At 65.0% G+C, this 25,878-nt stretch carries 25 protein-coding genes; 12 read left to right on the plus strand and 13 right to left on the minus strand.

Annotated elements, in window-relative coordinates; genetic code table 11:
- The first annotated feature begins 25 nt into the window (after positions 1–25).
- From QA642_RS03205 to QA642_RS03215, 3 genes are all read left to right on the plus strand, one after another.
- Complete coding sequence (locus QA642_RS03205; RefSeq protein WP_283083357.1) at positions 26–268, plus strand: S4 domain-containing protein; 243 nt, start codon at positions 26–28, stop codon at positions 266–268.
- A gap of 132 nt (positions 269–400) precedes the next feature.
- Positions 401–739, plus strand: a complete 339-nt coding sequence (gene fdxA, locus QA642_RS03210; RefSeq protein WP_025033361.1) for a ferredoxin FdxA — start codon at positions 401–403, stop codon at positions 737–739.
- Between the two features lie 345 nt (positions 740–1,084).
- The gene (locus tag QA642_RS03215) at positions 1,085–1,897 is read left to right on the plus strand and encodes a CarD family transcriptional regulator (protein ID WP_283083358.1); all 813 of its coding nucleotides are present in this window, start codon (positions 1,085–1,087) and stop codon (positions 1,895–1,897) included.
- A gap of 96 nt (positions 1,898–1,993) precedes the next feature.
- Here the strand turns inward: QA642_RS03215 and QA642_RS03220 are convergent, their stop codons facing one another.
- The 8 genes from QA642_RS03220 to cyoA form a co-directional block, all read right to left on the minus strand.
- On the minus strand, positions 1,994–3,391 hold the full coding sequence (locus QA642_RS03220; RefSeq protein WP_283083359.1) for an adenylate/guanylate cyclase domain-containing protein: 1,398 nt from the start codon (positions 3,389–3,391) through the stop codon (positions 1,994–1,996).
- A 130-nt stretch (positions 3,392–3,521) separates the two neighbouring features.
- Complete coding sequence (locus tag QA642_RS03225; RefSeq protein ID WP_027565016.1) at positions 3,522–4,055, minus strand: response regulator transcription factor; 534 nt, start codon at positions 4,053–4,055, stop codon at positions 3,522–3,524.
- Positions 4,045–5,436, minus strand: a complete 1,392-nt coding sequence (locus QA642_RS03230) for an ATP-binding protein (RefSeq protein ID WP_283083360.1) — start codon at positions 5,434–5,436, stop codon at positions 4,045–4,047. Before QA642_RS03230 ends, QA642_RS03225 begins: the two co-directional genes overlap by 11 nt.
- Entirely contained in the window at positions 5,408–6,256 is an 849-nt protein-coding gene (locus QA642_RS03235) for an SURF1 family protein (RefSeq protein ID WP_283083361.1), read from the minus strand. Before QA642_RS03235 ends, QA642_RS03230 begins: the two co-directional genes overlap by 29 nt.
- On the minus strand, positions 6,253–6,633 hold the full coding sequence (cyoD, locus tag QA642_RS03240) for a cytochrome o ubiquinol oxidase subunit IV (protein WP_283083362.1): 381 nt from the start codon (positions 6,631–6,633) through the stop codon (positions 6,253–6,255). The genes QA642_RS03235 and cyoD overlap by 4 nt, the downstream gene beginning before the upstream one ends.
- On the minus strand, positions 6,630–7,259 hold the full coding sequence (gene cyoC / locus QA642_RS03245; RefSeq protein ID WP_027565013.1) for a cytochrome o ubiquinol oxidase subunit III: 630 nt from the start codon (positions 7,257–7,259) through the stop codon (positions 6,630–6,632). The genes cyoD and cyoC overlap by 4 nt, the downstream gene beginning before the upstream one ends.
- On the minus strand, positions 7,260–9,257 hold the full coding sequence (gene cyoB / locus QA642_RS03250) for a cytochrome o ubiquinol oxidase subunit I (RefSeq protein ID WP_283083363.1): 1,998 nt from the start codon (positions 9,255–9,257) through the stop codon (positions 7,260–7,262).
- A gap of 11 nt (positions 9,258–9,268) precedes the next feature.
- Positions 9,269–10,429, minus strand: a complete 1,161-nt coding sequence (gene cyoA / locus QA642_RS03255) for a ubiquinol oxidase subunit II (protein WP_283083364.1) — start codon at positions 10,427–10,429, stop codon at positions 9,269–9,271.
- A gap of 180 nt (positions 10,430–10,609) precedes the next feature.
- Between cyoA and QA642_RS03260 the strand changes: the two genes are divergently transcribed.
- Positions 10,610–11,938, plus strand: a complete 1,329-nt coding sequence (locus tag QA642_RS03260; protein ID WP_283083365.1) for an MFS transporter — start codon at positions 10,610–10,612, stop codon at positions 11,936–11,938.
- Between the two features lie 194 nt (positions 11,939–12,132).
- Here the strand turns inward: QA642_RS03260 and QA642_RS03265 are convergent, their stop codons facing one another.
- From QA642_RS03265 to QA642_RS03275, 3 genes are all read right to left on the minus strand, one after another.
- A complete protein-coding gene (locus QA642_RS03265) occupies positions 12,133–13,524 on the minus strand; it encodes a M48 family metalloprotease (protein ID WP_283083366.1) in 1,392 nt (463 codons plus the stop codon).
- A 131-nt stretch (positions 13,525–13,655) separates the two neighbouring features.
- Positions 13,656–14,507, minus strand: coding sequence for a thermonuclease family protein (locus QA642_RS03270; protein WP_283083367.1), 852 nt, complete (start codon positions 14,505–14,507; stop codon positions 13,656–13,658).
- A 94-nt stretch (positions 14,508–14,601) separates the two neighbouring features.
- Entirely contained in the window at positions 14,602–14,769 is a 168-nt protein-coding gene (locus tag QA642_RS03275) for a hypothetical protein (protein WP_283083368.1), read from the minus strand.
- Between QA642_RS03275 and QA642_RS03280 the strand changes: the two genes are divergently transcribed.
- From QA642_RS03280 to QA642_RS03295, 4 genes are all read left to right on the plus strand, one after another.
- A complete protein-coding gene (locus tag QA642_RS03280; RefSeq protein WP_283083369.1) occupies positions 14,768–15,973 on the plus strand; it encodes an ABC transporter substrate-binding protein in 1,206 nt (401 codons plus the stop codon). The two genes, QA642_RS03275 and QA642_RS03280, sit on opposite strands and share 2 nt — an antisense overlap.
- Positions 15,974–16,140: 167 nt before the next feature.
- The gene (locus QA642_RS03285; protein ID WP_283083370.1) at positions 16,141–16,929 is read left to right on the plus strand and encodes an enoyl-CoA hydratase; all 789 of its coding nucleotides are present in this window, start codon (positions 16,141–16,143) and stop codon (positions 16,927–16,929) included.
- Positions 16,930–16,931: 2 nt separating this feature from the next.
- Positions 16,932–17,681, plus strand: coding sequence for a hypothetical protein (locus tag QA642_RS03290; RefSeq protein ID WP_283087143.1), 750 nt, complete (start codon positions 16,932–16,934; stop codon positions 17,679–17,681).
- 147 nt (positions 17,682–17,828) lie between these two features.
- Positions 17,829–19,943 (plus strand): acetate--CoA ligase family protein, encoded by a 2,115-nt coding sequence (locus QA642_RS03295; RefSeq protein WP_283083371.1) that lies wholly within the window; start codon positions 17,829–17,831, stop codon positions 19,941–19,943.
- Positions 19,944–20,027: 84 nt separating this feature from the next.
- On the opposite strand, the gene QA642_RS03300 is transcribed toward QA642_RS03295, so the two are convergent.
- Together QA642_RS03300 and QA642_RS03305 are read right to left on the minus strand one after the other, a co-directional pair.
- Complete coding sequence (locus tag QA642_RS03300; protein ID WP_283083372.1) at positions 20,028–20,837, minus strand: SDR family oxidoreductase; 810 nt, start codon at positions 20,835–20,837, stop codon at positions 20,028–20,030.
- Between the two features lie 156 nt (positions 20,838–20,993).
- A complete protein-coding gene (locus tag QA642_RS03305; RefSeq protein WP_283083373.1) occupies positions 20,994–22,052 on the minus strand; it encodes a polysaccharide deacetylase family protein in 1,059 nt (352 codons plus the stop codon).
- 165 nt (positions 22,053–22,217) lie between these two features.
- On the opposite strand from QA642_RS03305, the gene QA642_RS03310 reads away from it, so the two are divergent.
- From QA642_RS03310 to QA642_RS03325, 4 genes are all read left to right on the plus strand, one after another.
- Positions 22,218–23,612 (plus strand): OmpA family protein, encoded by a 1,395-nt coding sequence (locus QA642_RS03310; RefSeq protein WP_283083374.1) that lies wholly within the window; start codon positions 22,218–22,220, stop codon positions 23,610–23,612.
- 2 nt (positions 23,613–23,614) lie between these two features.
- Positions 23,615–23,911 carry a hypothetical protein gene (locus tag QA642_RS03315; protein ID WP_283083375.1) on the plus strand — a complete coding sequence of 99 codons (297 nt, stop codon included), beginning with the start codon at positions 23,615–23,617 and terminating at the stop codon, positions 23,909–23,911.
- Positions 23,912–24,269: 358 nt separating this feature from the next.
- A complete protein-coding gene (locus tag QA642_RS03320) occupies positions 24,270–24,860 on the plus strand; it encodes a TetR/AcrR family transcriptional regulator (RefSeq protein WP_283087144.1) in 591 nt (196 codons plus the stop codon).
- On the plus strand, positions 24,857–25,783 hold the full coding sequence (locus QA642_RS03325; RefSeq protein ID WP_283083376.1) for a haloalkane dehalogenase: 927 nt from the start codon (positions 24,857–24,859) through the stop codon (positions 25,781–25,783). The genes QA642_RS03320 and QA642_RS03325 overlap by 4 nt, the downstream gene beginning before the upstream one ends.
- Positions 25,784–25,878 lie beyond the last annotated feature (95 nt).

The following is a 25,878-nucleotide window of genomic DNA, read 5'->3' on the forward strand; positions in this document are numbered from 1 at the left end:
CGACAAATGGCTGTGGCACGCGCGGGTGGTGAAGGCGCGCACCTCCGCGGCCGAGCTCGTCGAGTCCGGCCACGTCCGCGTCAACGGTACCCGCGAGACATCGCCGGGCCATGCGATCAAGCTCGGTGATGTCCTCACCATCGCGCTCGATCGCACCGTGCGCGTGTTGAAAGTCACCGGCTTCAACGAGCGCCGCGGCGATGCCGCCTCGGCCCGTGTCCTCTACGAGGAACTGAGCGAAGGCAATCCAGGTTCTCAGCGCAATTAATTGCGCTTTGAATTCATTTCTTGGTCGATCAAACACATAAAGCCGTCATGATCGAGCCTTCCCGACCTTGCGGCGCCGGGCCATCCGCGCTAGGCAAGCCGCGACTTCTAAAAGAGCTTTTCGGAGCGTTGGATGACTTACGTCGTCACTGAAAACTGCATCAAGTGCAAGTACACCGACTGCGTCGAGGTCTGCCCGGTCGATTGTTTCTACGAGGGTGACAACATGCTCGTCATCCATCCGGACGAATGCATCGATTGCGGCGTGTGCGAGCCGGAATGCCCCGCCGACGCCATCAAGCCGGACACGGAACCGGGCCTCGAAAAGTGGCTCCAGGTCAACGCCGACTACGCCAAGAGCTGGCCGAACATCACCCAGAAGAAAGAATCACCCGCCGACGCCAAGGAGTTCGACGGGATGGACGGAAAGTTCGAGAAATATTTTTCTCCGAACCCCGGCTCCGGAGACTGAATCAGGGCCAAACTTAACCCTAATACCTTCGTCGGCGCCGAAAACCAGTCACAAAAGCCCCTAAATCATTGATTTTTGCGGGAAATGTGCTATATTGGGCACATTGAGCCGAACCCCGTCAGCCTCGTTGGCCCCTCTGGGTTCCCGTGAAACCTAAATGTCGAACAGGGGCGTGGCAGTTTCCGCGCGCAGGCTGTGTCACAGAAAACGCGTAAAAAGAGTACTTCAGCGAGGGCTTCCCATAAGGAGGCCAAAAAAGTCGCCGCGGCCAGCCGTAGCGCATCCAAGGGTCGGACCGCGACGAAGGCGCCGGCTGCAAAGTCCTCGAAGAACAAAAGAAGCGCAATGCCTAACAAGTCTGCCAAACCGGCCGCGAAAGCGACCGTTGCCAAGCCTGCTGCTGCCAAGCCCGCTGCTGTTAAGGCTCACGCTGCCAAGCCCGCCGCGCCGAAGGCCCCCGTTGCTGCTGCGCCTGCCAAGGCTCCCGTCGCTGCCGCCAAGCCGGCCGTGAAGCCCGCTGCGCCGAAGGTCGAGGAAAAGAAGGTCGTGACCCAGCGTCAGGGCTTCAAGGCCAACGAATTCGTGGTCTATCCCGCTCACGGCGTCGGCCAGATCCTGGCCATCGAGGAGCAGGAGATCGCCGGCGCAAAGCTCGAGCTGTTCGTCATCAACTTCATCAAGGACAAGATGACGCTCCGTGTTCCGACCGCCAAGGTCGCCAATGTCGGCATGCGCAAGCTGTCCGAGCCCGCGCTGGTCAAGAAGGCGCTGGAGACGCTCAAGGGCCGCGCCCGCGTCAAGCGCACCATGTGGTCGCGCCGCGCCCAGGAATACGAAGCGAAGATCAACTCGGGCGACATCGTCGCGATCGCGGAAGTCGTGCGCGACCTCTACCGCTCGGAGTCGCAGCCGGAGCAGTCCTACAGCGAACGCCAGCTCTATGAAGCGGCGCTCGATCGTCTTTCCCGCGAGATCGCGGTGGTGCAGCACTCGACCGAGACCGAAGCGGTCAAGGAGATCGAGGCCCAGCTCGCCAAGAGCCCGCGCCGCACCAACGCCAAGGCGGAAGCTGCCGATGGCGAAGGCGAGAGCGATGCCGAGGGCGATACCGACGATACGGATGGCGACGATACCACCGTTGCCGACGAGGCCGCGTAAACATCCCGTCGCGTCGATCGCAACAGTTCAAAAGCCCGGCCGTTTGGCCGGGCTTTTTTGTTTGGAGGCGTGATCCAGTGGCGGTCTGGCCTCGCTTTACGGCGTCGCGCGCGGCTGGGTCCAGATCGCGATCGGCCGCTCGAGACCGCGGATCACTTGGGGATCGACGGCGACCAGCGATGCAAACGTCTCGGCTGCGCTGCCGAGCTCGAGCCTGGCGCGACTGACGAGATCGTTGCTTGCCACCAGCGCGCAGTCGAGCGTGCGCGTCAGCCCCTCCAGTCGGCTTGCCGCATTGACGGTCGCGCCAATCACGGCAAATTCCAGACAGGTGTGCCCGATGTCGCCGAGCACCACCGGCCCGTAATGCAAGCCAAAGCCGACGCGCATCGGTGGTTCACTGGACGCCGCTCGCTGGGCGTTCCAGCCGTCCGCCGCCGCGATCATGGCCTGGGCGCAGCGCAGCGCGTTGCTGGCATCGCGCGCGCCTGCGAAGGGCGTGCCGAATGTCGCCATCAATCCGTCGCCCAGATATTTGTCCAATGTGCCGTCGTGGCGGAAAACCTCCTGCTCCATCAATCCGTGGAATTCGCGTAACGTCCGCACCACTTCCTCCGGTGTGCGCACATCGGCAAAGGCCGTGAAGCCGACGATGTCCACGAACAGCACCGCGACGTCCTGGGTGCGCACCTGCTTCAATGGCTCATCGTGCTTCGATAACTCCGTGACGACATTGGGTGAGAAGTAGCGCGCAAGATTGCCGCGTTCTCGCTCCACCGCAGCATGCCGGATCAGCAGATCATTGCTGCGACGGACCGCGAGCGCCAGCGTCCCCGCCACGATCAGGAAGACGACGATCTCCTGGATGCGGAGACCGAATCCGATCGCATCGGGCGAGATCAGCGCGAACAGCCTGTGATCGCTGTCCACCGCCTCCGCAATGCGGGCGGTCAGTGCGGGATCGCGATCAGGTTGCCACCACACCCAGGCCACGCCGATCACCCAGAGCGCTGCCGTCCATGTTCCGACCGTAATCACGGTTCGCCAGGAATAGGCCAGCGTGGCGCCTGCGAGCAGGACGAAGAAATAGATGAAGTTGCCGAAATGATATTGCATCGCGACCGGCCAGTGCGTCGTGCCGAATGGATTCGGGACGACGATGACGAATGTGAGCAGCGCCAGGTCGCAGAACAACAGTGCCAGCTCCGACCGCGATACGCCGACCCGCCCGACCCTGACCTGGGCCCATCCGATCAGTGCGAACAGGCCGAGCAACGCCACGTAGTAGAGCTGCTCCCACGCCGGGTTGATGGCCAGCAGCAGGCACGCGATGGCCGCAAGCGCGACATAGCGCGCTCGCACGGCCAGTTGCAGGCCCTCCTTCTTGCCGGCCTCGAGCGCCGCCTGTGCAAACTGAACGGTTTCGGTATCACGCTGGCTGCGCGCAGGCGACAGGGCGGCAGGCGAGTCGATGCGCTCGACGAGCAATGTCACGGGGCAGTCTCCTCGCTTGGGCCGCTGCAGCACAGCGGCGGCCGTCAGCCGCCGCATCCAATAGTCTAGTGATGCATGGCTGCAAGGTCATCAGCTCCGGTGCGTGTTTCCCCCCCGCGCGGCGAACCGTTCACTTCACCGGACGCTTCTCGAGCTTCCTTGCCAGCGTGCGCCGGTGCATGCCAAGCCGCCGAGCCGCTTCCGAGATGTTGAAATCCGTCTCGATCAGGGTCTGGTGGATGCGTTCCCATTCCAGAGTCTTGATCGAGGTCGGCCGCGTGTCGAGGGCAACCTCGGCATTGCCTTCGGCCCGGTTGAAGGCGGCCTCGATGTCGTCGGTGTTGGAGGGCTTGGCGAGATAGTGGCAGGCGCCGAGCTTGATGGCTTCAACGGCGGTCGAGATGCTGGCAAAGCCTGTCAGCACCACGATCAGCATCTCCGGATCGTGGGTATGCAGCAGCTCGACACACGCGAGCCCGGAGGCGCCGCCGAGCTTGAGGTCGACCACGGCATGGCCGAAGGAGCGCTCCTCCAGCACTTTCCGCACCTCTTCGATCGACGCCGCCAGCACGACCTCGTAGCCGCGGCGCTCGAACGAGCGTTTCAGCGTGCGCGCGAAGCCGGCGTCGTCCTCGACGACGATGAGCGAGCGGTCAGGTGTCAAACTTGCCTCCGATCGCGAGTGTTGCGAGCGGCAGCGTCAGGCGGACTGTGGCGCCGCGCTTCCTGTGGTTCTCGGCGGTCACGCTGCCGCCGAGCTTGCGCACGACGTTCACCACCAGGAACAGGCCGAGCCCACCGCCGGCGCGGCCCTTGCTCGACTGATAGGGTTTTCCGAGCTGCGCCAGCATCTCCGGCGCGAAGCCCGGGCCGCGATCGCTGATCGCCAGCACGAGATTGTCGCCCTCGCGCTCGGCCACGAGCTCGACCCAGTCGCGCGAGACCTCATAGGCGTTGTCGAGCACGTTGAAGATCACCTGCTTCAGCGCGATGTCGGAGACGATCGCGACGTCCTCGCCGAAGGTGTTGACGAAATAGAGGGTGCGCGCCGAGCGCGCGTCGCGCCATTCTTCGACCAGCGCGGTGACGAACGCCGTCACCGTGGTCGGCGAGGAGCCTTCGCCGCGCGCTTCGCCGGCCGAGACGAGAATGCCCGTGACGATGGTCTTGCAGCGCTGCAGCGAGGTCTCCATCTCCGAGAGATCCTCGGCGAGCTCCTGATCGGCGGCGAGGTCGGGCATGCGCCGCCAGTCGCTGAGGATCACCGAGAGCGAGGCCAGCGGCGTGCCGAGCTCATGCGCTGCGCCGGAGGCCAGCAGGCCCATGCGGACGATGTGGTCCTGCTCGGCCGCATGCTGGCGCAGCGCGGCCAAGTGCGCGTCGCGCTCCCTCAGGTTTCGATTGATGCGGGTGACGAACACGACCAGCAGCACGGCGTTGAGCACGAATCCGAGCAGCATGCCGGCCACGGTGAGCGTATAAGTCTCGCTCAGCGGATTCGGCGGCAGGTCGAGCGGGCGATAGGCGATCGTCAGCCAGACGAAGCTGGCGCAAGTGAGTGCGACCAGCGACCAGGTCGAGCGGGCATCGAGCAGCACCGCGCCGAGCGTCACCTGGAGCAGGAACAGCGAGGTGAAGGGGTTGGTGGCACCGCCGCTGAGGTAAAGCTGCGCAGTCAGCGCGGCGACGTCGAGCATCAAGGCGACCAGCAGCTCGTTGCTGGAGACCGCGGCGCGATGGCGCACCCAGATCAGGCTGGAGACATTGAGCAGCACCAGCGCGCCGATCACCGCGCCCATCCGCTCCAGGGGCAGGGGAATGCCGAGCCAGAAATGCACGCCGCCGATGGTCACGATCTGGCCGACCACGGCGGTCCAGCGCAGCTGGATCAGCAGCGCCATGTTCTTGCGATTGGTCTCATCGTCGGTCGGTGCAGCGCCGATCAGCTCGCCGCGCGCGTCCGCCTGCGATTGCAGCGTGACGGCGCTAGCGGCAAGCGTCTGAGTCTTTGCGTCGTCAGGCCTGTTCGACGATCGTTCCAGCATCTGATCCCGTCCTGCGGGCGGCGGCATCGGGCCCGCCTTCCGGTTCGTGGACGAAGCGCCTGCGGCGGAACAGCCCGCCGCCGAATGTGACGAAAAGCTTACCAGCCAGCATGAAAGCCAGGGCAAACCACGTCAGCGCGTAGATCAGGTGGTTATTGGGAAAGCTGATCACGGTCAATCCGCCGATCGGCCCGCCAGCGGTTTGTGATCCGGCGTCAGCATCGACGAAGAACGGCGCGGCGTGGGTGAGGCCGCGTGCAGCCGCAATCGCGGCGACATCGCGCGAATACCAGCGGTTGTGCTGGGGCACGTTGTTCCGGAGGAATCCGCCCTTCGGCTCGTTCATGCGCAAGAGGCCGGTGATCTCGACCTTGCCGTCGGGATTGCCGCCCTGGCGCGTCGATGCGTCACGCTGCTCGGACGGCACGAAACCGCGGTTGACCAAAACCTGCGTGCCGTCATCGCGCTGAAGCGGCGTCAGCACCCAATAGCCCGGACCTTCCTCGGTCACGGCCTGAACCAGCGTCTCGCGGTCGTGCAGGAAGCGGCCGGCAAGGCTGACATGCCGGTATTCGTCGTTCGCGGCGGTGACCGCAGGCCAAGACGCCGGCGCGGGAATCGGCTGCGCTGGGGCGTGGACGCGCTGCTCGACGCGGTCGATCAGCGCCAGCTTCCAGGCGCGGCGCTCGACCTGCCAGACGCCGAGTGCGATCAGAAGGACGAAAGCCGCGAGCGAGAGGACCGTGAGCCACAGGGAGGGCCGTGCGGCCTTGCCGCGCGTCCCCTCTGCCTTGCTCGTCACGGTCCAGGTGTCGCTCACTTCATTCCCGTCATCTGGTGGATCGGCATCATGTTGGTGTTGAGGTGGTTCATCACCCACAGCGAACCGGACAGCGCGATCACCACCATGACGATGGTGAAGATCAGCGCCATCATGCTCCAGCCGTTCTCCGAGGTCGTGTTCATGTGCAGGAAGTAGATCATGTGCACGACGATCTGCACGACCGCGAACGCCATGATGACGAGCGCGGTGATCTGCTTGCTCGGCAGCGCGCCGCTCATCACCAGCCAGAACGGGATCGCGGTCAGCACGACCGAGAGCACGAAGCCGAGCATATAGGTCGAGAACGTGCCGTGGGCGTGGCTGTCGCCGTGGTGATGGTCGTGCGCGCCGGCTGCGTGGGTATCGGTGTTCATCGCAGGACTCCCAGGAGATAGACGAAGGTGAAGACGCCGATCCAGACCACGTCGAGGAAGTGCCAGAACATCGACAGGCACATCAGGCGACGGCGGTTGGCCTCGATCAGGCCGAATTTCCAGACCTGCACCATCAGCGTCACCAGCCAGATCAGGCCGCAGGAGACGTGCAGGCCGTGGGTGCCGACCAGGGTGAAGAACGCGGACAGGAAGGCGCTGCGCTGAGGGGTAGCGCCTTCATGGATCATGTGGGCGAACTCGGTGAGCTCGATGCCGATGAAGGCGAGGCCGAACAGGCCGGTGATCGCCAGCCACATCTGGGTCTGGGCGACCTTGTTCTGCTGCATCGTCAGCATGGCAAAGCCGTAGGTGATCGACGACAGCAGCAGCATCGAGGTGTTCACCGCGACCAGGTTCAGGTCGAACAGGTCCTTCGGCGCGGGGCCGGCGGCGTAGTTGCCGCCGAGCACGCCGAAGGTGGCGAACAGGATCGCGAAGATGAGGCAGTCGCTCATCAGGTAGATCCAGAAGCCGAGCGAGGTGCTGTAGCCTTCCGGATGCGGGTGTTCGTCGGCGAGGTAGAACATCGGCTCGCCGGTTTGGGTGGGATTGACAGCGATGGTCATTTACTTGGCTCCGGCGAGCAGTTTGGTGCGCGCGTCCTCGGTCCGGATGACGTCTTCAGCCGGAATGTCGAAGTCGCGGTGATAGTTGAAGGTGTGACCGATCCCGACGGCGAGCATCGCGATGAAGCTCAAGGCGGCCAGCCACCACATGTACCAGATCAGGCCGAAACCCATCGCGGTGGCGAGGCCGGCGAGGATGATGCCGGTGCCGGTGCTGCTCGGCATGTGGATCGGCTTGAAGCCGGTGAGCGGACGCTGATAGCCGCGCTTCTTCATGTCCCACCACGCGTCATTGTCGTGAACGACAGGGGTGAAGGCGAAGTTGTAGTCCGGCGGCGGCGAGGACGTCGCCCATTCCAGCGTGCGCGCATCCCAGGGATCGCCGGTGACGTCCTTGAGCTGCTCGCGCTTGAGGAAGGAGACCGCGAACTGCATCAGCATGCACATGATGCCGAGGAGGACGAGGCCGGCGCCGATCGCGGCGACGACGAACCAGATCTGCAAGCTCGGATCGTCGAACACGCGCAGGCGGCGGGTCACGCCCATCAGGCCGAGCACGTAGAGCGGCATGAAGGCCATGTAGAAGCCGGTGACCCAGAACCAGAACGACAGCTTGCCCCAGAACGGATCGAGCTTGAAGCCGAACGCCTTCGGGAACCAGTAGTTGATGCCGGCGAACGCGCCGAACACCACGCCGCCGATGATCACGTTGTGGAAGTGCGCGATCAGGAACAGGCTGTTGTGCAGCACGAAGTCGGCCGGCGGCACCGCGAGCAGCACGCCTGTCATGCCGCCGATCACGAAGGTCAGCATGAAGGCGATGGTCCACAGCATCGGCAGCTCGTAACGGATGCGGCCGCGATACATCGTGAACAGCCAGTTGAACATCTTCGCGCCCGTCGGGATCGAGATGATCATCGTGGTGATGCCGAAGAACGAGTTGACGCTGGCACCCGAGCCCATCGTGAAGAAGTGGTGCAGCCAGACCAGGTACGACAGGATGGTGATGACGACCGTGGCGTAGACCATCGAGGTGTAGCCGAACAGGCGCTTGCCCGAGAAGGTCGACGTCACCTCGGAGAAGATGCCGAAGGCCGGGAGAACCAGGATGTAGACCTCGGGGTGACCCCAGATCCAGATCAGGTTCACGTACATCATCGCGCTGCCGCCGAAATCGTTCGTGAAGAAATTGGTGCCGACGTAGCGGTCGAGCGAGAGCAGCGCGAGCACGACGGTCAGGACGGGGAAGGAGGCGACGATCAGGACGTTGGTGCAGAGCGAGGTCCAGGTGAACACCGGCATCTTCATCATCGTCATGCCGGGGCAGCGCAGCTTGACGATGGTGCAGATCAGGTTGATGCCCGATAACGTCGTGCCGACGCCGGCGACCTGCAGCGCCCAGATGTAATAGTCGACGCCGACGTCAGGACTGTAGCCGATGTTCGAGAGCGGCGGATAAGCGAGCCAGCCGGTGCGGGCGAACTCGCCGATGAACAGCGAGGCCATCACCAGCACCGCGCCGCCGACCGTCATCCAGAAGCTGAAATTGTTCAGGAACGGGAACGACACGTCGCGCGCACCGATCTGGAGCGGCACGACGTAGTTCATCAGGCCGGTGACCAGCGGCATCGCCACGAAGAAGATCATGATCACGCCGTGGGCGGTGAAGACTTGGTCGTAGTGATGGGCGGGGAGGAAGCCTTCGGAGCCGCCGAACGCGAGCGCCTGCTGCGCGCGCATCATGAGGGCGTCGGCGAAACCGCGCAGCAGCATCACGATGCCGAGGATCATGTACATGATGCCGATGCGCTTGTGATCCACGGTGGTGAACCACTCGCGCCAGAGATAGCCCCAGAGGCGGAAATAGGTGAGGCCAGCGAGCAGAGTGACGCCGCCGAGCGCGACCACCGCGAAGGTGCCGACGAGGATCGGCTCGTGGAACGGCAGCGAATCGATGCCGAGCCGGCCGAAGATGAGCTTGAGAAGATCAGGAGACATGCGAGCTCTCTTTAGGAGTCGGATTTCGGACGTTGTCCGAGGAAGAAGGACGAGGACTTCAGCGGCGCGAAGGTCGGCCGCTTCAGGCCGGCGCCGAGGAGCGGCGCGGTGTCGAGCGGAGCCTTGATCGACGCCGTGCTCTGGCCCTGCGGCGCTTCCGGCGTGCAGGTGCCGGCGACGAAGGTCGGCTCGGGTCCGAACGGAGTGCCGCGGCGAGCGTGCTTGTCGTAAGTGAGCGGCAGGGTGTTGTTCAGGCCCTCATGGCCGTTGCCGCCCTTGGCGTCGATCGCCATCATCTCGCTCTGGCACATCTTGCCGGTCTCGACGCACATGTTGAGGATCAGGCGGTAGAGATCGGCATCGACGGTGCCGTAGCGGCGCACCGGCTCGTTCTCGCTGGGCTTCTCGAGCTGAAGATATTCGGCGCGGCCGAGCGAGCCGCCGGCCGATTTGGCCTGCGCGACCCAGGCATCGAAGCCCTTGTCGTCGAGGCCCTGGAAGTTGAAGTGCATGCCGGAGAAGCCGGCGCCGCTGTAGTTGGCCGAAAAGCCCTTGTAGGTGCCGGCGTGGTTCACCACGGCGTGGAGCTTGGTCTCCATGCCCGGCATCGCATAGATCTGGCCGGCAAGCGCGGGGATGTAGAACGAGTTCATCACCGAGGAGGCGGTGATGCGGAAGTTGATCGGACGATCGACCGGCGCGGCAAGGTCGTTGACGGTGGCGATGCCGTAGTCCGGATAGATGAAGAGCCACTTCCAATCGAGCGCGACGACGTCGACCTCGAGCGGAGCCTTGGACTGGTCCACGGCCTGCTCCGCCTTGATACGGCCAAGCGTGCGATAGGGGTCGAGCAGATGCGTGCCCATCCAGGTCAGCGCGCCCAAGCAAACGATGATCAGAAGCGGCGCCGACCAGATCACCAGCTCGAGCTTGGTCGAGTGGTCCCATTCCGGCTCGTAGCGGGCAGAGCTGTTGGACTGGCGGTAGCGCCAGGCGAACAGCACCGTCAGCGCCATCACGGGGACGACGATGAGGAGCATCAGGACGGTGGAAATGATGACGAGGTCGCGCTGCTGGGCAGCGATGTCGCCGGCTGGCGCCAGCACGACGTAGTTGCAGCCGCTGAGCGCGACTGCCAGGGGTAGTAGCGCCAGGATCTTGAGACGAGACACGGGCCGAGCCTTTGAGAATGAGTTTCCTTTGCGGGGCCAACGGGTAGCTGCGGCGCAACAATCCGGACATTGGACAATTTGTCCAATGTTGCAGTGCGGGATGTTGGGTCAGACAGGGCCAGATTGCCTGGCATCCGCCGGGCGGTCGGCTTTGGTTTTCAGGACGTTAAGGGCGCACGAATGGCGACGGCACAGACCCCCGCAATGGCAGACCTCCACTCGGGCGAGCACGGCCACGACCAGGCCAGTCCCGGCGAGATCGCCATCGGCGTCATCATCGGCCGCACCTCGGAATTCTTCGACTTCTTCGTGTTCGCGATCGCCTCGGTGATCGTGTTCCCGCGCCTGGTCTTTCCGTTCACGAGCGAGCTGACCGGTACCCTCTATTCCTTCATGATCTTCGCGCTGGCCTTCATGGCCCGGCCGATCGGCACCGTGATCTTCATGACAGTCGACCGGAGCTACGGCAAGACTGCCAAGCTGGTGTCGGCGCTGTTCCTGCTCGGCACCGCCACCGTGGCGCTCGCGTTCCTGCCCGGCTATCACGACATCGGCGTCGCCGCGATCTGGCTGCTGGCGCTGGCGCGGATCGCGCAGGGTCTAGCCTGGGGCGGCGCCTGGGACGGCATGGCTTCGCTGCTGGCGCTGAACGCGCCGCCGTCCAAGCGCGGCTGGTACGCGATGGTGCCGCAGCTCGGCGCCCCGCTCGGGCTGATCGTGGCGAGCGCGCTGTTCGCCTATTTCGCCGGCAACCTGTCGGCCGACGATTTCTTCGACTGGGGCTGGCGCTATCCGTTCTTCGTCGCGTTTGCCATCAACGTCGTGGCGCTGTTCGCCCGCCTGCGCATGGTGACGACCGAGGAATACGCCTCGCTGTTCGAGACCCGCGAGCTCCAGCCCTCGCGTATCTCCGAGACGGTGGCGCGCGAAGGCCAGAACATCATGCTCGGCGCGTTCGCGCCGCTGGCGAGCTTTGCGCTGTTCCACATGGTGACGGTGTTTCCGCTGTCCTGGGTGTTCCTGTTCACCCGCGAGAGCCCGGTGCGCTTCCTGATCATCGAGATCGTGGCCGCCGTGTTCGGCGTCGCTGCGATCGTGGCCTCCGGCATCATCGCCGACCGCGTCGGCCGCAAGTCGCTCCTGATGGGATCGGCGATCGCGATCGCGATCTACAGCGGATTCGCCCCGCAGCTGCTCGACGCCGGCGCGTTCGGCGAGACCATCTACATGGTGATCGGCTTCATCCTGCTCGGCCTGTCGTTCGGGCAGTCCTCGGGTGCGATCGCCTCGAACTTCCGCCAAGCCTATCGCTACACCGCCTCGGCGCTGACTTCCGACATGGCCTGGCTGTTCGGCGCCGGCTTTGCGCCGCTGGTCGCGCTGCTGCTCGCCACCAATCTCGGCGTCATCGCCTCGGGTGCGTATCTGCTGTCAGGCGCGTTCTGGACCCTGCTCGCGCTCTGGCTCAGCGGCCAGCGCGAGGCCGGCGATATGGACGCGGGGGCCTAAGGCAAGTAGCCGCGATAAGCGCTCTTGTAGGGTGGGCAAAGGCGCGCAGCGCCGTGCCCACCACCTCTCAATGATTGCGTCTGGGAATGGTGGGCACGCTACGCTTTGCCCACCCTACGGCAGCGAGATTTGTAGCTCCAGATCCCGGGTTCGCTGCTCAAGCCCGCCCCGGGATGACGCGCGCTTAGCGCGCCTCAATCCGCCACGATCTTCACGCGGTCGCGCACCTTTACCTGCGCGGTGCGGTCGAGGCCGTTCAGCACACGAAACCGCTCGGCGGGGTGATCGATGCTGGCCATGCGGTGGGACAGCGATTCCACGGTGTCGCCCGGCTGCACGGTGATGACCTTGATGCGCAGCGGGCGCGCGGCCTGGATCTCGTCGAGCGTCAGGCGGCGGAACGAGTTGACTGTCTCGCGCGCGTTGCGCTCGCTCTCGGTCGATTTCTGCCGGGCCGCGAAGATGAAACGGTAGACGTCGCTGCCGAACCGCAGCGCGTAGACCTTGAACTGCCACTGGTCGCCCTTGGCGGTGACCGAGGCAGCCGGAAAACCGTTGATGGAGATGTCCTCGGTCGAGGCCTTCTCGACGCCCTCCATCCAGCCGGAATTGAGGTAATCGCCGAGCGACTGCTCGGCCGGCACGCGCACGACGTCGAAGCGCATCGCCTGCGAGCCGCCGTCGCGCACGCCGATCACCGCCTGCGCGGTGTTGTCGAGCGTGAAATTATCCGGCGCCTGGAAGGTGAAGCCGAGCTTGGGATGCAGGAATCTGCGGCCGCGGACGAAGCCTTCGCTGGGGTCTTCGCCGTAGACGAGGTTGTCGATCGCGGCGAGGTAGCTCTCGCGGTCGCGTTCTGCGCCCTCGGGCGCAGTATATTGCCGCGCGATGGTCTGTGCATTCTGCACGCGCTCCGGGGTAGCCGGATGCGACGAGGTGAAATCCTGCGCGCGCGGATCGAGCGAGGTCTTGCCGGCCTTCAGCTCCGCATTGCGTTCCATCGCCGAGAGGAAGCGTGCGGCACCATAGGGATCGAAATGCGCCTTGGCGGAAATGCCGACGCCGATGCCGTCGGCCTCGAACTCCTGATTGCGCGAGAAGCTCGCCATGGTGAGCTTCGTCTTGGCGAGCGCAAGCGCAGTGAGATCGGGATCGTTGCTCATGTCGGTGACGACGCGGGTGACGATCGCGGCCTGGCGCGCCTGGTCCTCGCGCATCGCGGCGTGCTTGGACAGCACATGCGCCATCTCGTGGCTAAGCACGGAGGACAATTCCGAGGTGTCGCTCGCAAGCGCGAGCAGGCCGCGCGTGACATAGAGCTGTCCGTTCGGCAGCGCGAACGCGTTCACCGCGCCGGAATTGAGGATGGTGACCTTGTAGCCCTGGTCGGGGCGGTCGGACGCTGCGACCAACCGATCGACGGTCTTGCTGACGAGCGCCTCGAGCTTGGGATCGTCATAGGTGCCGCCATAGCTCGCCAGGATGCGCTCATGCTCCTTCTCGGTGGCGGGGGTCTGCGCGACGGCCGGCTTCGGCTTGGGCATCGCCACGGTCGGCGGGGCGGCTGCGGTCTGGAACCGGTTCATGTCGCCGCAACCGGCGAGAGCGGAACCCAGCAGGAGGCAAAGCGCTGCCGGCGCAGCCCGTAGGCGGCGGCAATCACCTCGTCTGTGCCGTTCTAGCACCCCATTCACGTCGATTAACCCGTGCCCGGCCGTTAAGGCCTTACCCCAGTAGGCTCGTTTGCGCCCAGCAATTCAACCTGTCCCAAGAGACGCACATCGATACGCGGCCCCGTCGTTCCCTCAATCCAGCCCCTGACTCGAATCCGTCGATTCTCCAAGGACTTAAGGGCGATCCCCGCGCCCTCGAAGGTCGGTAACGCGCGCTTTGAAATAGTCACGGCAAAGCCGCGTGTCCAGTTCCGTCCGAAGTTGAGGTATGTCATTGCACCAGCTTGCCGGACCGACAGGACTTTGCCCTCGACCACCATAAAGCGCCCGATCCCTGCCAAAATATCGTCCGAACTTTCCGCGTTTTTTATGGCCGACGGGTCAGCCCAGCTGCCCATTTTTTGGCGCCGGGCCTCGGCCTCCGCCGCCATCAGGGCCGCGGCGCAGTCCTTGTCCGTGATCTCGGCGGAGACGATTGCGTCGCCCTGGGCGAGCAGCGTGGCCTGCACGGAGATGTCGCTTTCGCCGATGAACATGAGGGCGCCTTGCCGGCCGTAGCGGTCGGGCGTGTCGTCGGTGCCGCGCAGGATCACCTCGCGGCCGGCGAGCAGTGACGTCAACGTCTGCTTGGTCGCCGCCGTCGCCTCGATTCCGGTGAGGCGCACCTCGCGTCCGTCATCGAGACGCACGCTGCGCGCATCGACGATTCCCGCGACACGGCCCTCGCCCTGCGTGTCAAACTGGCACGGCGCGGCGAGCGCGGCGTGACCCGCGACGAGAAAAAATCCGACGATGAGATGAGGCAGTCGCGTCACGTGACCCGGAGAGGTTGCATCATGGTTCGACCTTAACCCATGCGCGCTGGAGCGCGAAGAGGCTTCCACACACGCCGTCATTGCGAGCGTAGCGAAGCAATCCAGAGTCTTCCCGCGGAGGGATTCTGGATTGCTTCGCTACGCTCGCAATGACGTGGAAACATTTCGCCGTACTTCACCATTCCGCTTTGCGGAAAACATGGGCGACCATCATGCGCTTGCAACGTCTGCCGTGCTTGCTGCGCTGTCGCCCATGCGGCATGATTGCGGCAATAACCATTGCCAAGAGCAATAACCAAGCCGCCATCAGAGCAACGGCGCGATAACGGGAGGTCTTTTCCATGAATCACATTTTGTCGGGCATTTTCGCCGCCGCGTTGGCGCTCAGCGCAAGCGCCGCGCAGGCCCAGGACAAGCCGCCGCTGAAGATCGGCGGCATCCTCGACATGTCGAGCCTCTATGCCGACATCACCGGTCCCGGCAGCGAGACCGCCGCGAAGATGGCCGTTGAGGATTTCGGCGGCGAGGTGCTGGGACGCAAGATCCAGGTGCTGGCGGCCGACCATCTCAACAAGGCAGACCTCTCCGCCAACATCGCGCGCGACATGATCGACAATCAGGGTGTCGAGATGATCTACGACGTCGCGGCCTCCGCGACCGCGCTTGCCGCCGGCGAGATCGCAAAAGCGCGGGGCAAGATCATCATGTTCAACGGCCCGGGCTCGATCCGTCTCACCAACGAGGCCTGCGGTCCCTACACCATCCATTACGTGTTCGACACGTTCGGCCAGGCCAACGTGACCGGCCTTGCCGCCGTGAAGTCGGGTCTCGACACCTGGTTCTTCCTCACCGCCGACTATGCCTTCGGCCAGGACCTGGAGAAGGACACCAGCGCCGTCGTGACCAAGACCGGCGGCAAGGTGCTCGGCAGCGTACGCCATCCGCTCAACACGTCGGACTTCTCGTCGTTCCTGCTCCAGGCGCAGTCGTCCAAGGCCAAGGTGATCGGGCTCGCCAACGCCGGCGGCGATACCGTCAACGCCATCAAGCAGTCGGCGGAATTCGGCATCATGAAGGGCGGCCAGAAACTGTCGCCACTGCTCGCCTTCGTCACCGACATCGACTCGATCGGGCTGGAGACCGCGCAGGGCCTTCTGCTGGCGGAGGCGTTCTACTGGGACATGAACGATGAGACGCGCGCCTTCTCGAAGCGCTTTCAGGAGCGCGTCAAGCGGCCGCCGACCTCGGCGCAGGCCGGCGTCTACTCCTCCGTGACGCATTATCTGAAAGCGGTGAAGGCGGCCGGCACCACCGATGCCGCCGCGGTGATCAAGGTGATGAAGGAGACGCCGATCAACGACTTCTTCGCTCATAACGGCAAGATCCGCGAGGACGGCCGCATGGTCCACGACATGTATCTGTTCGAGGTGAAGAAGCCTTCGGAATCCAAAGGCCGCTGGGACGATTACAAGCTGCTCGCCACCGTGCCCGGCAGCGAGGCGTTCCAGTCGCTGGAGCAGTCGCGCTGCCCGCTGGTGAAGAAGTGACGGCGTGACCAGCGAGCCAAATAACTGGGTGTCACCCCGGGGCGCGACGAAGTCGCGAGCCCGGGATCCATAACCACCATCGTGAGTATGGATTCCGGGCTCGCGCCAAGAGGCGCGCCCCGGAATGACGGAGCAAAATCGAAGCATCGAACAAGAGGCAAACACCCATGAACGACATGGTCCTGCAAAAGCTCGAAGGCGGGCTGCTCACCATCACCATGAATCGCCCGGAGCGGAAGAACGCGCTCAACCCCGAGATGGTGGCCGGTCTCGTCGAGGCGGCGCGGCGCGCGGCTGATGATCCCGAGGTGCGGGCGGTGCTGTTCAAGGGCGCGGGCGGCTCGTTCTGTGTCGGCGGCGACGTCAAGTCGATGGCGGCCGGCCGCGCGCCGCTGCCGTTCGAGGTGAAGATGGCGAACCTGCGCCGCGGCATGGAGGTCTCGCGCATCCTGCACCAGATGCCGAAGCCCGTGGTGGCGCAGCTCGACGGTGCGGCGGCCGGCGCCGGCCTGTCGATGGCGCTGTCCTGCGACCTGCGCATCGCCAGCGAGTCCTGCAAGATCACGACCGCCTTCGCAAAAGTCGGCTTCTCCGGCGATTACGGCGGCACCTATTTCCTGACCCAGCTGCTTGGCAGCGCGCGGGCGCGTGAGCTTTATCTGATGTCGCCGGTGCTCACCGCGAAGGAAGCGCATGCGATCGGCATGGTGACGAAGGTCGTGCCCGACGCCGAGATCGACACTGCCGCGCACGAGCTCGCGCTCGCGCTGGCGCAAGGCCCCTCGATCGCGCTCGGCTTCATCAAGCGCAACATCAACAATGCCGAGCATCTTGCGCTGGAAGATTGCTTCGATGGCGAGGCGATCCACCACACCCGCTGCGGCGACACCGAGGATCACAAGGAGGCCGCAAAGGCCTTCGTCGAGAAACGCAAGCCGACCTTCAAGGGCGCATGACCATGGCGCCCTATATGCGGCTGCGGCAGATCTGCCTCGTCGCGCCCCAGCTCGCGCCCGTGATCTCGGATATCGCGGAGATCATGGGCCTCGCCGTCTGCTACCGCGACGGCAATGTCGCCAAATACGGCCTGGAGAATGCGCTGCTCCCGGTCGACACGATCCTGCTTGAGGTGGTGGCGCCGTTCAAGGGCGGCACCGCGGCCGGCCGCTTCATCGAGAAGACCGGCGGCCGTGGCGGCTACATGGCGATCTTCTGCTGCGACGATCCCGATGAGCGTGGCCGCAACGCCAATGCGCTTGGCGTGCGCACCGCCAATGTGATCGACCACGCACCCTATCACGGCGTCCAGCTCCACCCGCGCGACTGCCGCGCCGCCTTCATCGAGTTCAACCACACTGAAGGTAGCGACGATATCTTGGGCGCCTATCCGCCGGCGGGGCCGGACTGGCAGAACTACATCCGCAAGGATGTGACGGAGGCGCTGACTGCGGTGGAGATGCAGAGCCCCGATCCGCAGGGGCTGGCGGAGCATTGGGGGAAGATCATCGGTGTTGAGGCCGACAAGGCCGAATTGAAGCTGCCCAATGCGACCTTCCGTTTCGTGAGGGGCACCAGCGAGATCATGAGCGCGCTGGAGTTCCGCGTGGTCGACGTCGCAAGCGTGCTGCATGCGGCCAAGGCGAAGGGGCTGGCAGTGGCGGGCAATGAGTTCCTACTGGGTGGGGTGACGTTCCGGCTTGTTGCTTGACCACTTGCGACATTTCTCGTTCTGTCGTCATGCCCGGGCTTGTCCCGGGCATCCACGTTCTTGTCCGTCGTTGAGAGGCAGGACGTGGATGGCCGGGACAAGCCCGGCCTGACGGGATAGCGCCAGAACGACAACTGGAATCTGCACATGCCGCATCCGCTCGACAGCTTCTTCGCCCCTGCAAGCATCGCGCTGATCGGCGCTTCGCGTGATCACGAGAAGATTCCAGGGCGGCTGCTCGCGATGCTGCGCAAGAACGAGTATCCCGGGCCGATCTATCCGGTGAACCCGAACTACGCCGAGATCGACGGGCTCGCCTGCTACAAATCGATCGCGGAGGTCGGCGCGCCGATCGATCTCGCCGTCATCATCATTCCCGCCCGTGCGGTCCTTTTCGCGCTCGAGCAATGCGCCGTCGCCGGCGTGAAGAACGCCGTCATCATCTCATCCGGTTTTGCGGAAGAAGGTGGTGACAGCGCGGCGATGCAAGATGCGATCGCGGCGCTGGCGAGGCGCACCGGCATGCGGATCTCCGGCCCCAACGCCGAGGGCTTTTTCAGCCAGATGCAGCGCGTCGCCGCGACCTTCAGTCCCGCCGTGGACGTCAAGCCCGATGTGGTGCCGCTGATCGCCACGACGAAGCGGATCGGCATCGTCGCGCAGAGCGGCGGCATCGGCTTTGCGTATTATCATCGCGCCAAGGCGCTCGGCATCGCCGTGAGCTATGTCGTCAGCGCCGGCAACGAATCCGATCTCGGTGCCGGCGAGTTCCTGGATTACCTGGTGCAGGACGCCGCGACCGACGTGGTCCTGCTGTTCATCGAGGGCATCCGCGACGTCGACAAATTCCTCGCCGCAGCACGGCGCGCTGCGGAGCTGAAGAAGCCGGTCATTGTCACGAAGGTCGGCCGCTCCGGCGCCGGGATGCGCGCCGCGGCGTCGCATACGGCGAGCATGGCGGGATGGTCAGCGGCCTACGACGCCGTGTTCGCGAAATACGGCTTCATCGTCTCGAACGATCTCGACGAGGCGCTGACGATCGCGGCGGTGCTGGCGAGCAATCCGTTGCCGCAAGGCGACCGCGTCGCTTTGGTCACCGTCTCCGGCGGCGCCGGCATCTGGGGCGCCGATGCGGTGGCGCTGCGCGGCTTGCAGGTGCCCGAACTGTCCGAACTCATCCAGGCGGAGATCAAGACGCTGATGCCGTCCTACGGCACCGCGCGCAACCCGATCGATGTCACCGCGCAAGGCGTCACCTCCGGCGGCTTGCAAAGGAGCGTCGATCTGCTGACCGCCTCCGACGAGGTCGATGCGATCCTGGTCGTACTGTCGCTGTCGAGCGAGGTCCGCAAGCCCTTTAGGGAGGAGGAGCTGACGCCGGTGCTGGCGGCGCGGAAGAAGCCGGTGGTGTTCTATTCCTATACGGTGCCGTCCGACTTCGCCCGCCGCGAGCTCGCCAAATCCGGCGTCGTCGTGCTCTCGGGGCTCACTCATGTCGGCGTCGCGATGCGGCAGCTCGTCGATTACGCAAAATTCAGCCTGCCCAAGCCCGCGCACGAAATGCGGCTGCCGGCGCGCGATCTCTCCGCGCATCTGACATCAAAGGCTCTGTCCGAGGCAGACAGCAAGGCGTTGCTCCGCGCCGCCGGCATCGCGCTGCCGGACGAGGTGCTGGTGAAGGAAAAAACCGGGCTCGACGATGCGGTCGCTAAAATCGGCTTACCGCTGGTGATGAAGATCCAGTCGCCGGATATCGCGCACAAGAGCGAAGTCGGCGGCGTGCGCGTCAACATCACCACCAAGGGCGAGGTGTTTCTGGCGTTCGAGGCGCTGTTGGCCAATGCGCGCAAGCATAAGCCGGAGGCGACGCTCCAGGGCGTGCTGGTGAGCCCGATGGCCAAGCGCGGCGTCGAGATCATCGTCGGCACGATGACGGATACGACCTTTGGCCCGATGATCATGGTCGGCCTCGGCGGCATCACCACGGAGTTGTTCCGCGATGTCGTCTATCGCCCGGCGCCTGTCAGCGCGGAGGAGGCGGGCGCAATGCTGGCGGGCCTGAAAGCCGTGCCGCTGTTGAATGGTTTTCGCGCAGCGGCAAAGGCGGATGTGTCGGCGCTATCGCAGTTGATCGCCGATATCTCCCTGCTCGCCGCGCGGCATGCGCCGGAGATCGCGGAGATCGAGCTCAACCCGGTGCTGGTGCACGGCGAAGGCCAGGGCGTGACCATCGTCGATGCGCTGGTCGTGCGGCGGACGTAGATCGCCACAAGCTCCGCTGTCGTCCCGGACAAGCGAAGCGCAGATCCGGGACGACACCGAGTGTGGCGTGAGAGCCTCGAACCCTCAGCTATCCCACCCGCTCCCCTTGATCGCCGCGTTGGCATAGACGATGCCGCCATCGACAGCGATGGTCGCGCCCACGACGTAATCGCCTGCGCGCGAGGCGAGATAGATCGCAGCGCCCGCCATGTCCTCGTCGGTGCCGATGCGCCCGGCGGGCACGCGGGTTGCGACCTCGTCGCCATGGTCGCGGGCGGCGCGGTTCATGTCGGACTGGAACGGGCCCGGCGCGATCGCGGTGACCACGACGTGGTCGGAGATCAGCTTCACCGCCATGCGCCGGGTCAGATGGATCAGCCCGGCCTTGCTCGCGGCGTAGGAATAGGTCTCCATCGGGTTGACGAAGATGCCGTCGATCGAGGCGATGTTGATCACCTTCGCTGGCCGCTCGGCGGAAGCCGCCGCGCGCAACGGTGCGGCCAGCGCCTTGGTCAGGAAGAACGGCGCCTTGACGTTGAGGTTCATCACCTTGTCCCAGCCGCTCTCCGGAAATTCGTCGAACTCGGCGCCCCAGGCCGCGCCGGCATTGTTGACGAGGATGTCGAGCTTCGGCTCGCGCTTCTTGAATTCGCCCGCGAGCAGCTCGGCGCCGGCCAGCGTCGAGATGTCGATCGGCAGCGCGATGCACTCGCCGTCATATCGCGCGGTGAGCTCCTTCGCGGTCTCCTCGCAAGGTCCGGCCTTGCGCGCGGTGATGTAGACCTTCGCTGCGCCGGCGCTGAGAAAGCCTGCCGCAATCATCTTGCCGATGCCGCGCGAGCCGCCGGTCACGAGCGCGATGCGGCCTTTGAGCGAGAACAGGTCGTTGAACATGGTACCTCCCTTGAGTTGGCGCTCGTTGTGGGCGGGGAGGCGAGGGGAGTCAAGGAAAGCGCCGAGCGTGGTGCCACGGCGGTTCAACAAACTCAGTGTCGTCCCTGCGCCACGTGCGCAATTGCGCACTAGGCAGGGACGACAGCGGTGATTGGATCAGGCCGCCGCGATCCGGCGAAAGCCGTTCCACATCGCAGTCGCAGCGCCCGAGGTCAGCACCGGCAGGATCCGCGTGTCCTGGTAATTGCCGTTGAGCGAGACCCGCGGCAACGCGGTCATGTGGCCGGCGTTCTCGGCGAACAGCATGCCGGGCCGCGTCGTCACCGCGGTCTTGAAGCCGGCGGATGCGGCTAGGGTGAATTCGCGATCGCCCGCGGCTTCACGATCGCCGTAGGGATAGGCGAAATGCTGCACGGGGTGCCCCAGCGCCTGCTCGATCCGTGCGCGGCTCACCGCCATCTCCTGCGTGGCGATGTCCTCGGCCTGCTTGGCGAGATTGCAATGGCTGATGGTGTGGGCGCCGATCGTGACCAGCGGATCGGCGGCAAACGCCTTCACCTCGTCCCAGGTGAGGCACAGACTGCGGCACAGCGCATCCATGTCGACGCCGTGTGTGGTGCAGAGCTGCTCGATCTCGCGCTTGAGGTCGTGCTCGCCCGGCAGCCCGCGCAGCCAGTCGTGCAGGCGGTCGAACGCCGCCTGCTTTGCGGTGGGCGTGCTCGCATCGAGGCGCAGCGCGGCGTTGCCGATCCTGACGTCGATCTGCTCGGCCTTGGCGATGACGGCCTCCAGCGCCGCCCACCACAGCCGTCCGGATCCTTCCGCGAAATCGCTGGTGACATAGACCGCCAAAGGCGCGTCAAATTCGCGCAGCACTGGCAACGCATAGTCCGCATTGTCGCGATAGCCGTCGTCGAGCGTGAAGGCGGCGAAGCGGCGGCTGAACCGGCCCTGCACCAGCCGCTCATGCAGCTCGTCCATGCTGACGATGTCGATGTCGCGCGAGCGCAGATGGCACAGCGTGGCACGCAGGAATTCCGGGGTGACTTCGAGATGCCGGTTCGGCTGGAACGCACCCTCGCGGGCCGGCCGCACGTGGTGCAGCATGAAAATGGCGCCGACGCCCGACAGAAGGGGGCGCAACAGGTGGTGCGCCCCGCTGAAATAGAGTGCTCCCAGCCCGGCGCGGATGACGTTATTGCGGAGTTGTTTCATTGCAGGCTGGCAGACCCCAGGCATTCCGCCCTCAACTTAGGGTGGGACCCTTGAAGAAAAAGTTATTCCAATTGTCCAGGCAAGGCCTTCGGAAGGACGCCATTTCCGGTTTGACAGCCCGCCAAGGGTTTGTTTTGTCTCCGGTTCCAGAGTTCGGGTCGTCGAATGCAGAAGCTTTTCAGGTGGGCCAGCAAATGGTGGCCGGGGCTAATCCCCTTGGCCGTCATGTGGGGATTTGCGGCCTGGAATAATACCTTGCCGGTCGAGGCGGACCTCTCCGCCCGCAGCACGGCGGCGCTCAAGGACACCGTCCTGGACAAGACCCGGATCACGGTGGACGGACGCGACGTCAGCCTGGCTGCGGAGGCCTTTTCCGAGGAAGGGCGCCGCGACGCCGTGATGGCGGTCGAGGTGGTTCCCGGCGTGCGTCTGGTCGACGACCTCACCCGCCTTGTGCCCGAAGCCAAGCCTTTCGTCTGGAATGCCGAACGCGACGTGGTGCGGGTGACGCTGTCGGGCTCCGCGCCGTTGCCGTCGATGAAGCAGCGGCTGACCGAGGCCGCCCGCAAGGAGGTCAACGGGGGCGAGGTCGCCGATCAGATGGGCCTGGCGCGCGGGGCGCCGCCGCGGTTCGAGGCGGCCGCGATGCTGCTGCTCGACCAGATCGGCAAGCTCAAGGACGGCAAGATCACGATCTCCGACACCAAGGTCAGCCTGTCCGGCATGGCGCGCGAGCTCGGCGGCCGCGAAGCGATCGCCGCCGCGCTGAAGAACCTGCCCGAGGGCTTCTCGGTCGCCACGAACGACATCAAGGCGCCGCCTTACATCTTCCAGGCCTACAAGGACCCGGTCGCCGCGACCGTGACGCTGACCGGCTACGTGCCCGACAACAACGTGCATGCGGCGATCGCGACCAGCGCATCGCGCAAATTCTTCGGCGAGAAGGTTGTCGACAATCTCAAGGCCAGCGTCGGCGCGCCCGGCTCGTTCAACCCCGCGGTGGTCGCGGCGCTCGGCGCGCTGTCGCGGCTGTCGACCGGCACGCTCGTCGTCTCCGATCGCGAGGTGAAGCTGTCGGGCGATGCGCTCTATGAGGGCGCCGCCAACGACATCCGCGCAGGGCTCGGCAAGGACTTTCCGAAGAACTGGCAGTACAAGCCCGAGATCACGGTGAAGCCGGCCGCGGGCCCGGTCGACGGCACCGTCTGCCAGCAATTGTTCGCCGAGCTCCTGAACAAGGGCAAGATCCGCTTCGCGACCAAGCGCGCCGACATCGATCCGGATTCCGCCGGCATTCTCGATCACCTGATCGAGACCGCGCTACGCTGCCCCACCACCAATATCGAGGTCGCCGGGCACACCGATGCCGACGGCGAGGATTCCTTCAACCAGGCTCTCTCGGAGAAGCGCGCGCAGGCGGTGATCGACTATCTGGTCAAGGCCGGCCTGCCCGCCTCCCGCTTCACCGCGGTCGGCTATGGCGCCACGCAGCCCCTTGCCGGCAACGACACCGACGACGGCAAGGCGCAGAACCGCCGCATCGAATTTCTGGTGAGGTGACGATGCCCTATCTCGTCTCATTCCACATGGGTTGGCTGATCGGCTCGTTGTTGCTCGGCTTCTGCATGGGCTGGATCTCGGTGGTCCAGCGCGGCAACGGCACTTCGAAAGTGACCGCGCGCTGGCTCGCCGTGTTCGTCGCGGGCCTCGTCGCGGTCTCGTTCGCGCATGTCGTCCCCGGCCGCTTCGGCTACTGGCTCGACCTCGGCCTGATCATGTTCGCCTGCTATCTCGTCGGCTGCACCATCGGCGCCTTGCTGCGCGACCGCGTGGTGTCGCGGAGCCAGCCTGTGGCTTGAGGCCTAGGGCTCGGTTAGCGGCCGACCGTTGCCATCGCGACGCATCGGAAAATTTGAGTGAGGTGGCCATCGCTCTCTCGCTCCCTCCCCCCTTGCGGGGGAGGGTCGGGGAGAGGGGTACCGCACGGGGACTCTCTCCGTGGTGCACCCACAGTCGATGCAATGATCGGCACCTGTTTCTGGGCCACCCCTCTCCCTAGCCCTCCCCCGCAAGGGGGGAGGGAACGCACCTCCATCGGAGCGCCAGGTGCGGCTCATCCTTAGATCCGACATTGCGATAAGGGCTTGATCGATAAGCAGATTGCTGAGGAGCAACGCGATGCTTGACATCAATACGTACGTACGTATTATTTGGTTTATGCCGAAGCCCTCGCTCAAAGACGCCATCCTCGACGCCGGCCTCAAGGTCATGTTCCGGACTGGTTATCACGGCACCAGCGTGCGCGACGTCACCGCTGCGGCGGGCGCGCCGCAGGGGTCGTTCACCAACCATTTCCGCTCCAAGGAGGCGTTCACCTCCGAGGTGCTCGACCGCTATTTCGGCGTCACCCGAGGATTGGTCGCCGAAGCGCTCGAGGACACCTCGCTGACGCCGCGCGCGCGGCTGAAGCGCTATCTCGACATCATCAGCGGCCGCTTGGAGGCCGACGGCTACGGCCGCGGCTGCCTGATCGGCGACCTCAGCCTGGAGGCAACCGGCAGCAGCGAGCTGCTGCGTGCGCGCCTTGCCGAGATCTTTGCCGAATGGCGCGTGCCGTTCGCGGCCTGCATCAGGGACGCCCAGACCAGCGGCGAGATCGCCTCGGATTTCGAGCCCGAGGAGCTTGCCGATTTCCTGCTCGCATCCTGGCAGGGCGCGATCCTGCGCATGAAGGTCGACCGCAATCCCAAAGCGCTCGAGCGATTCAAGGCCATCGCATTCCAGACCGTGTTCAAGGAGCTGACATGACCAAGCAGATCGAGATCCGCACAGCGTCCGTCCTGGGAAGCAACATGGCCTATCGCGAGGCGGGCGCGGAAGGCGCCCCAGTCGCGCTGTTCCTGCACGGCAATCCGACCTCGTCGCACATCTGGCGAAACATCCTGCCGCTGGTGTCGCCGGTCGCGCATTGCATCGCGCCAGACCTCATCGGCTTCGGCCAGTCCGGCAAGCCCGACATCGCCTACCGCTTCTTCGATCAGGTCCGCTATCTCGACGCCTTGATCGACGAGCTCGGCATCTCCTCGGCCTATCTCGTCGCGCAGGACTGGGGCACCGCGCTCGCATTTCATCTCGCCGCGCGCCGACCGGAGCTCGTGCGCGGACTTGCCTTCATGGAGTTCATCCGGCCGATGCCGACCTGGCAGGATTTCCATCACACCGATGCTCCGGAGGAGCAGGATCATGCGGAGGCGGCGCGGGCCGCCTTTCGCAAGTTCAGGACGCCGGGTGAGGGCGAGGCCATGATCCTCGAGGCGAATGCGTTCGTCGAGCGCGTGCTGCCCGGCGGCATCGTGCGCAAGCTGGGCGAGGACGAAATGGTACCCTATCGCGCGCCGTTCCCGACGCCGGAAAGCCGCCGTCCCATTCTCGCCCTCCCGCGCGAGCTGCCGATCGCAGGCGAGCCTGCCGATGTCTACGCGACGCTCCAATCCGCGCATGCGGCGCTGGCCGCATCATCCTATCCAAAGCTGCTGTTCGCAGCTCAGCCTGGCGCGCTCGTTGCGCCCGAATTCGCCGAGCGGTTCGCGGCCGCGCTGAAGCACTGCGCGCTGGTCCAGCTGGGCGCGGGATTGCATTTTCTCCAGGAAGATCACCCCGAGGCGATCGGCCGCTCCGTTGCCGGCTGGATCGCCGGCATCGAGGCGATGCGTCCGCAACTCGCGGCTTGAGAGGCGCAGGCCGTCTTCGGCGGCCGCTCCAAGAGGCCCCGGCGCACAGCCTTGGTATGGCGAGGCGTCGGGTGAACCCTCTCCCAAACCCTCTC

This window comes from Bradyrhizobium sp. CB2312 (genome assembly GCF_029714425.1).
Lineage (GTDB): Bacteria > Pseudomonadota > Alphaproteobacteria > Rhizobiales > Xanthobacteraceae > Bradyrhizobium.

What these genes read in the sequence shown, in the direction of transcription:
- fdxA (WP_025033361.1), top strand. Translation starts at nt 401, where the DNA reads ATGACTTACGTCGTCACTGAAAACTGCATCAAGTGCAAGTACACCGAC.
- QA642_RS03215 (WP_283083358.1), top strand. Translation starts at nt 1,085, where the DNA reads ATGCCTAACAAGTCTGCCAAACCGGCCGCGAAAGCGACCGTTGCCAAG.
- QA642_RS03230 (WP_283083360.1), bottom strand. Translation starts at nt 5,436, where the DNA reads ATGCTGGAACGATCGTCGAACAGGCCTGACGACGCAAAGACTCAGACG.
- cyoD (WP_283083362.1), bottom strand. Translation starts at nt 6,633, where the DNA reads ATGAACACCGATACCCACGCAGCCGGCGCGCACGACCATCACCACGGC.
- cyoC (WP_027565013.1), bottom strand. Translation starts at nt 7,259, where the DNA reads ATGACCATCGCTGTCAATCCCACCCAAACCGGCGAGCCGATGTTCTAC.
- cyoB (WP_283083363.1), bottom strand. Translation starts at nt 9,257, where the DNA reads ATGTCTCCTGATCTTCTCAAGCTCATCTTCGGCCGGCTCGGCATCGAT.
- QA642_RS03260 (WP_283083365.1), top strand. Translation starts at nt 10,610, where the DNA reads ATGGCGACGGCACAGACCCCCGCAATGGCAGACCTCCACTCGGGCGAG.
- QA642_RS03265 (WP_283083366.1), bottom strand. Translation starts at nt 13,524, where the DNA reads ATGAACCGGTTCCAGACCGCAGCCGCCCCGCCGACCGTGGCGATGCCC.
- QA642_RS03270 (WP_283083367.1), bottom strand. Translation starts at nt 14,507, where the DNA reads ATGACGGCGTGTGTGGAAGCCTCTTCGCGCTCCAGCGCGCATGGGTTA.
- QA642_RS03280 (WP_283083369.1), top strand. Translation starts at nt 14,768, where the DNA reads ATGAATCACATTTTGTCGGGCATTTTCGCCGCCGCGTTGGCGCTCAGC.
- QA642_RS03275 (WP_283083368.1), bottom strand. Translation starts at nt 14,769, where the DNA reads ATGGAAAAGACCTCCCGTTATCGCGCCGTTGCTCTGATGGCGGCTTGG.
- QA642_RS03285 (WP_283083370.1), top strand. Translation starts at nt 16,141, where the DNA reads ATGAACGACATGGTCCTGCAAAAGCTCGAAGGCGGGCTGCTCACCATC.
- QA642_RS03290 (WP_283087143.1), top strand. Translation starts at nt 16,932, where the DNA reads ATGGCGCCCTATATGCGGCTGCGGCAGATCTGCCTCGTCGCGCCCCAG.
- QA642_RS03295 (WP_283083371.1), top strand. Translation starts at nt 17,829, where the DNA reads ATGCCGCATCCGCTCGACAGCTTCTTCGCCCCTGCAAGCATCGCGCTG.
- QA642_RS03300 (WP_283083372.1), bottom strand. Translation starts at nt 20,837, where the DNA reads ATGTTCAACGACCTGTTCTCGCTCAAAGGCCGCATCGCGCTCGTGACC.
- QA642_RS03305 (WP_283083373.1), bottom strand. Translation starts at nt 22,052, where the DNA reads ATGAAACAACTCCGCAATAACGTCATCCGCGCCGGGCTGGGAGCACTC.
- QA642_RS03310 (WP_283083374.1), top strand. Translation starts at nt 22,218, where the DNA reads ATGCAGAAGCTTTTCAGGTGGGCCAGCAAATGGTGGCCGGGGCTAATC.
- QA642_RS03315 (WP_283083375.1), top strand. Translation starts at nt 23,615, where the DNA reads ATGCCCTATCTCGTCTCATTCCACATGGGTTGGCTGATCGGCTCGTTG.
- QA642_RS03320 (WP_283087144.1), top strand. Translation starts at nt 24,270, where the DNA reads ATGCCGAAGCCCTCGCTCAAAGACGCCATCCTCGACGCCGGCCTCAAG.
- QA642_RS03325 (WP_283083376.1), top strand. Translation starts at nt 24,857, where the DNA reads ATGACCAAGCAGATCGAGATCCGCACAGCGTCCGTCCTGGGAAGCAAC.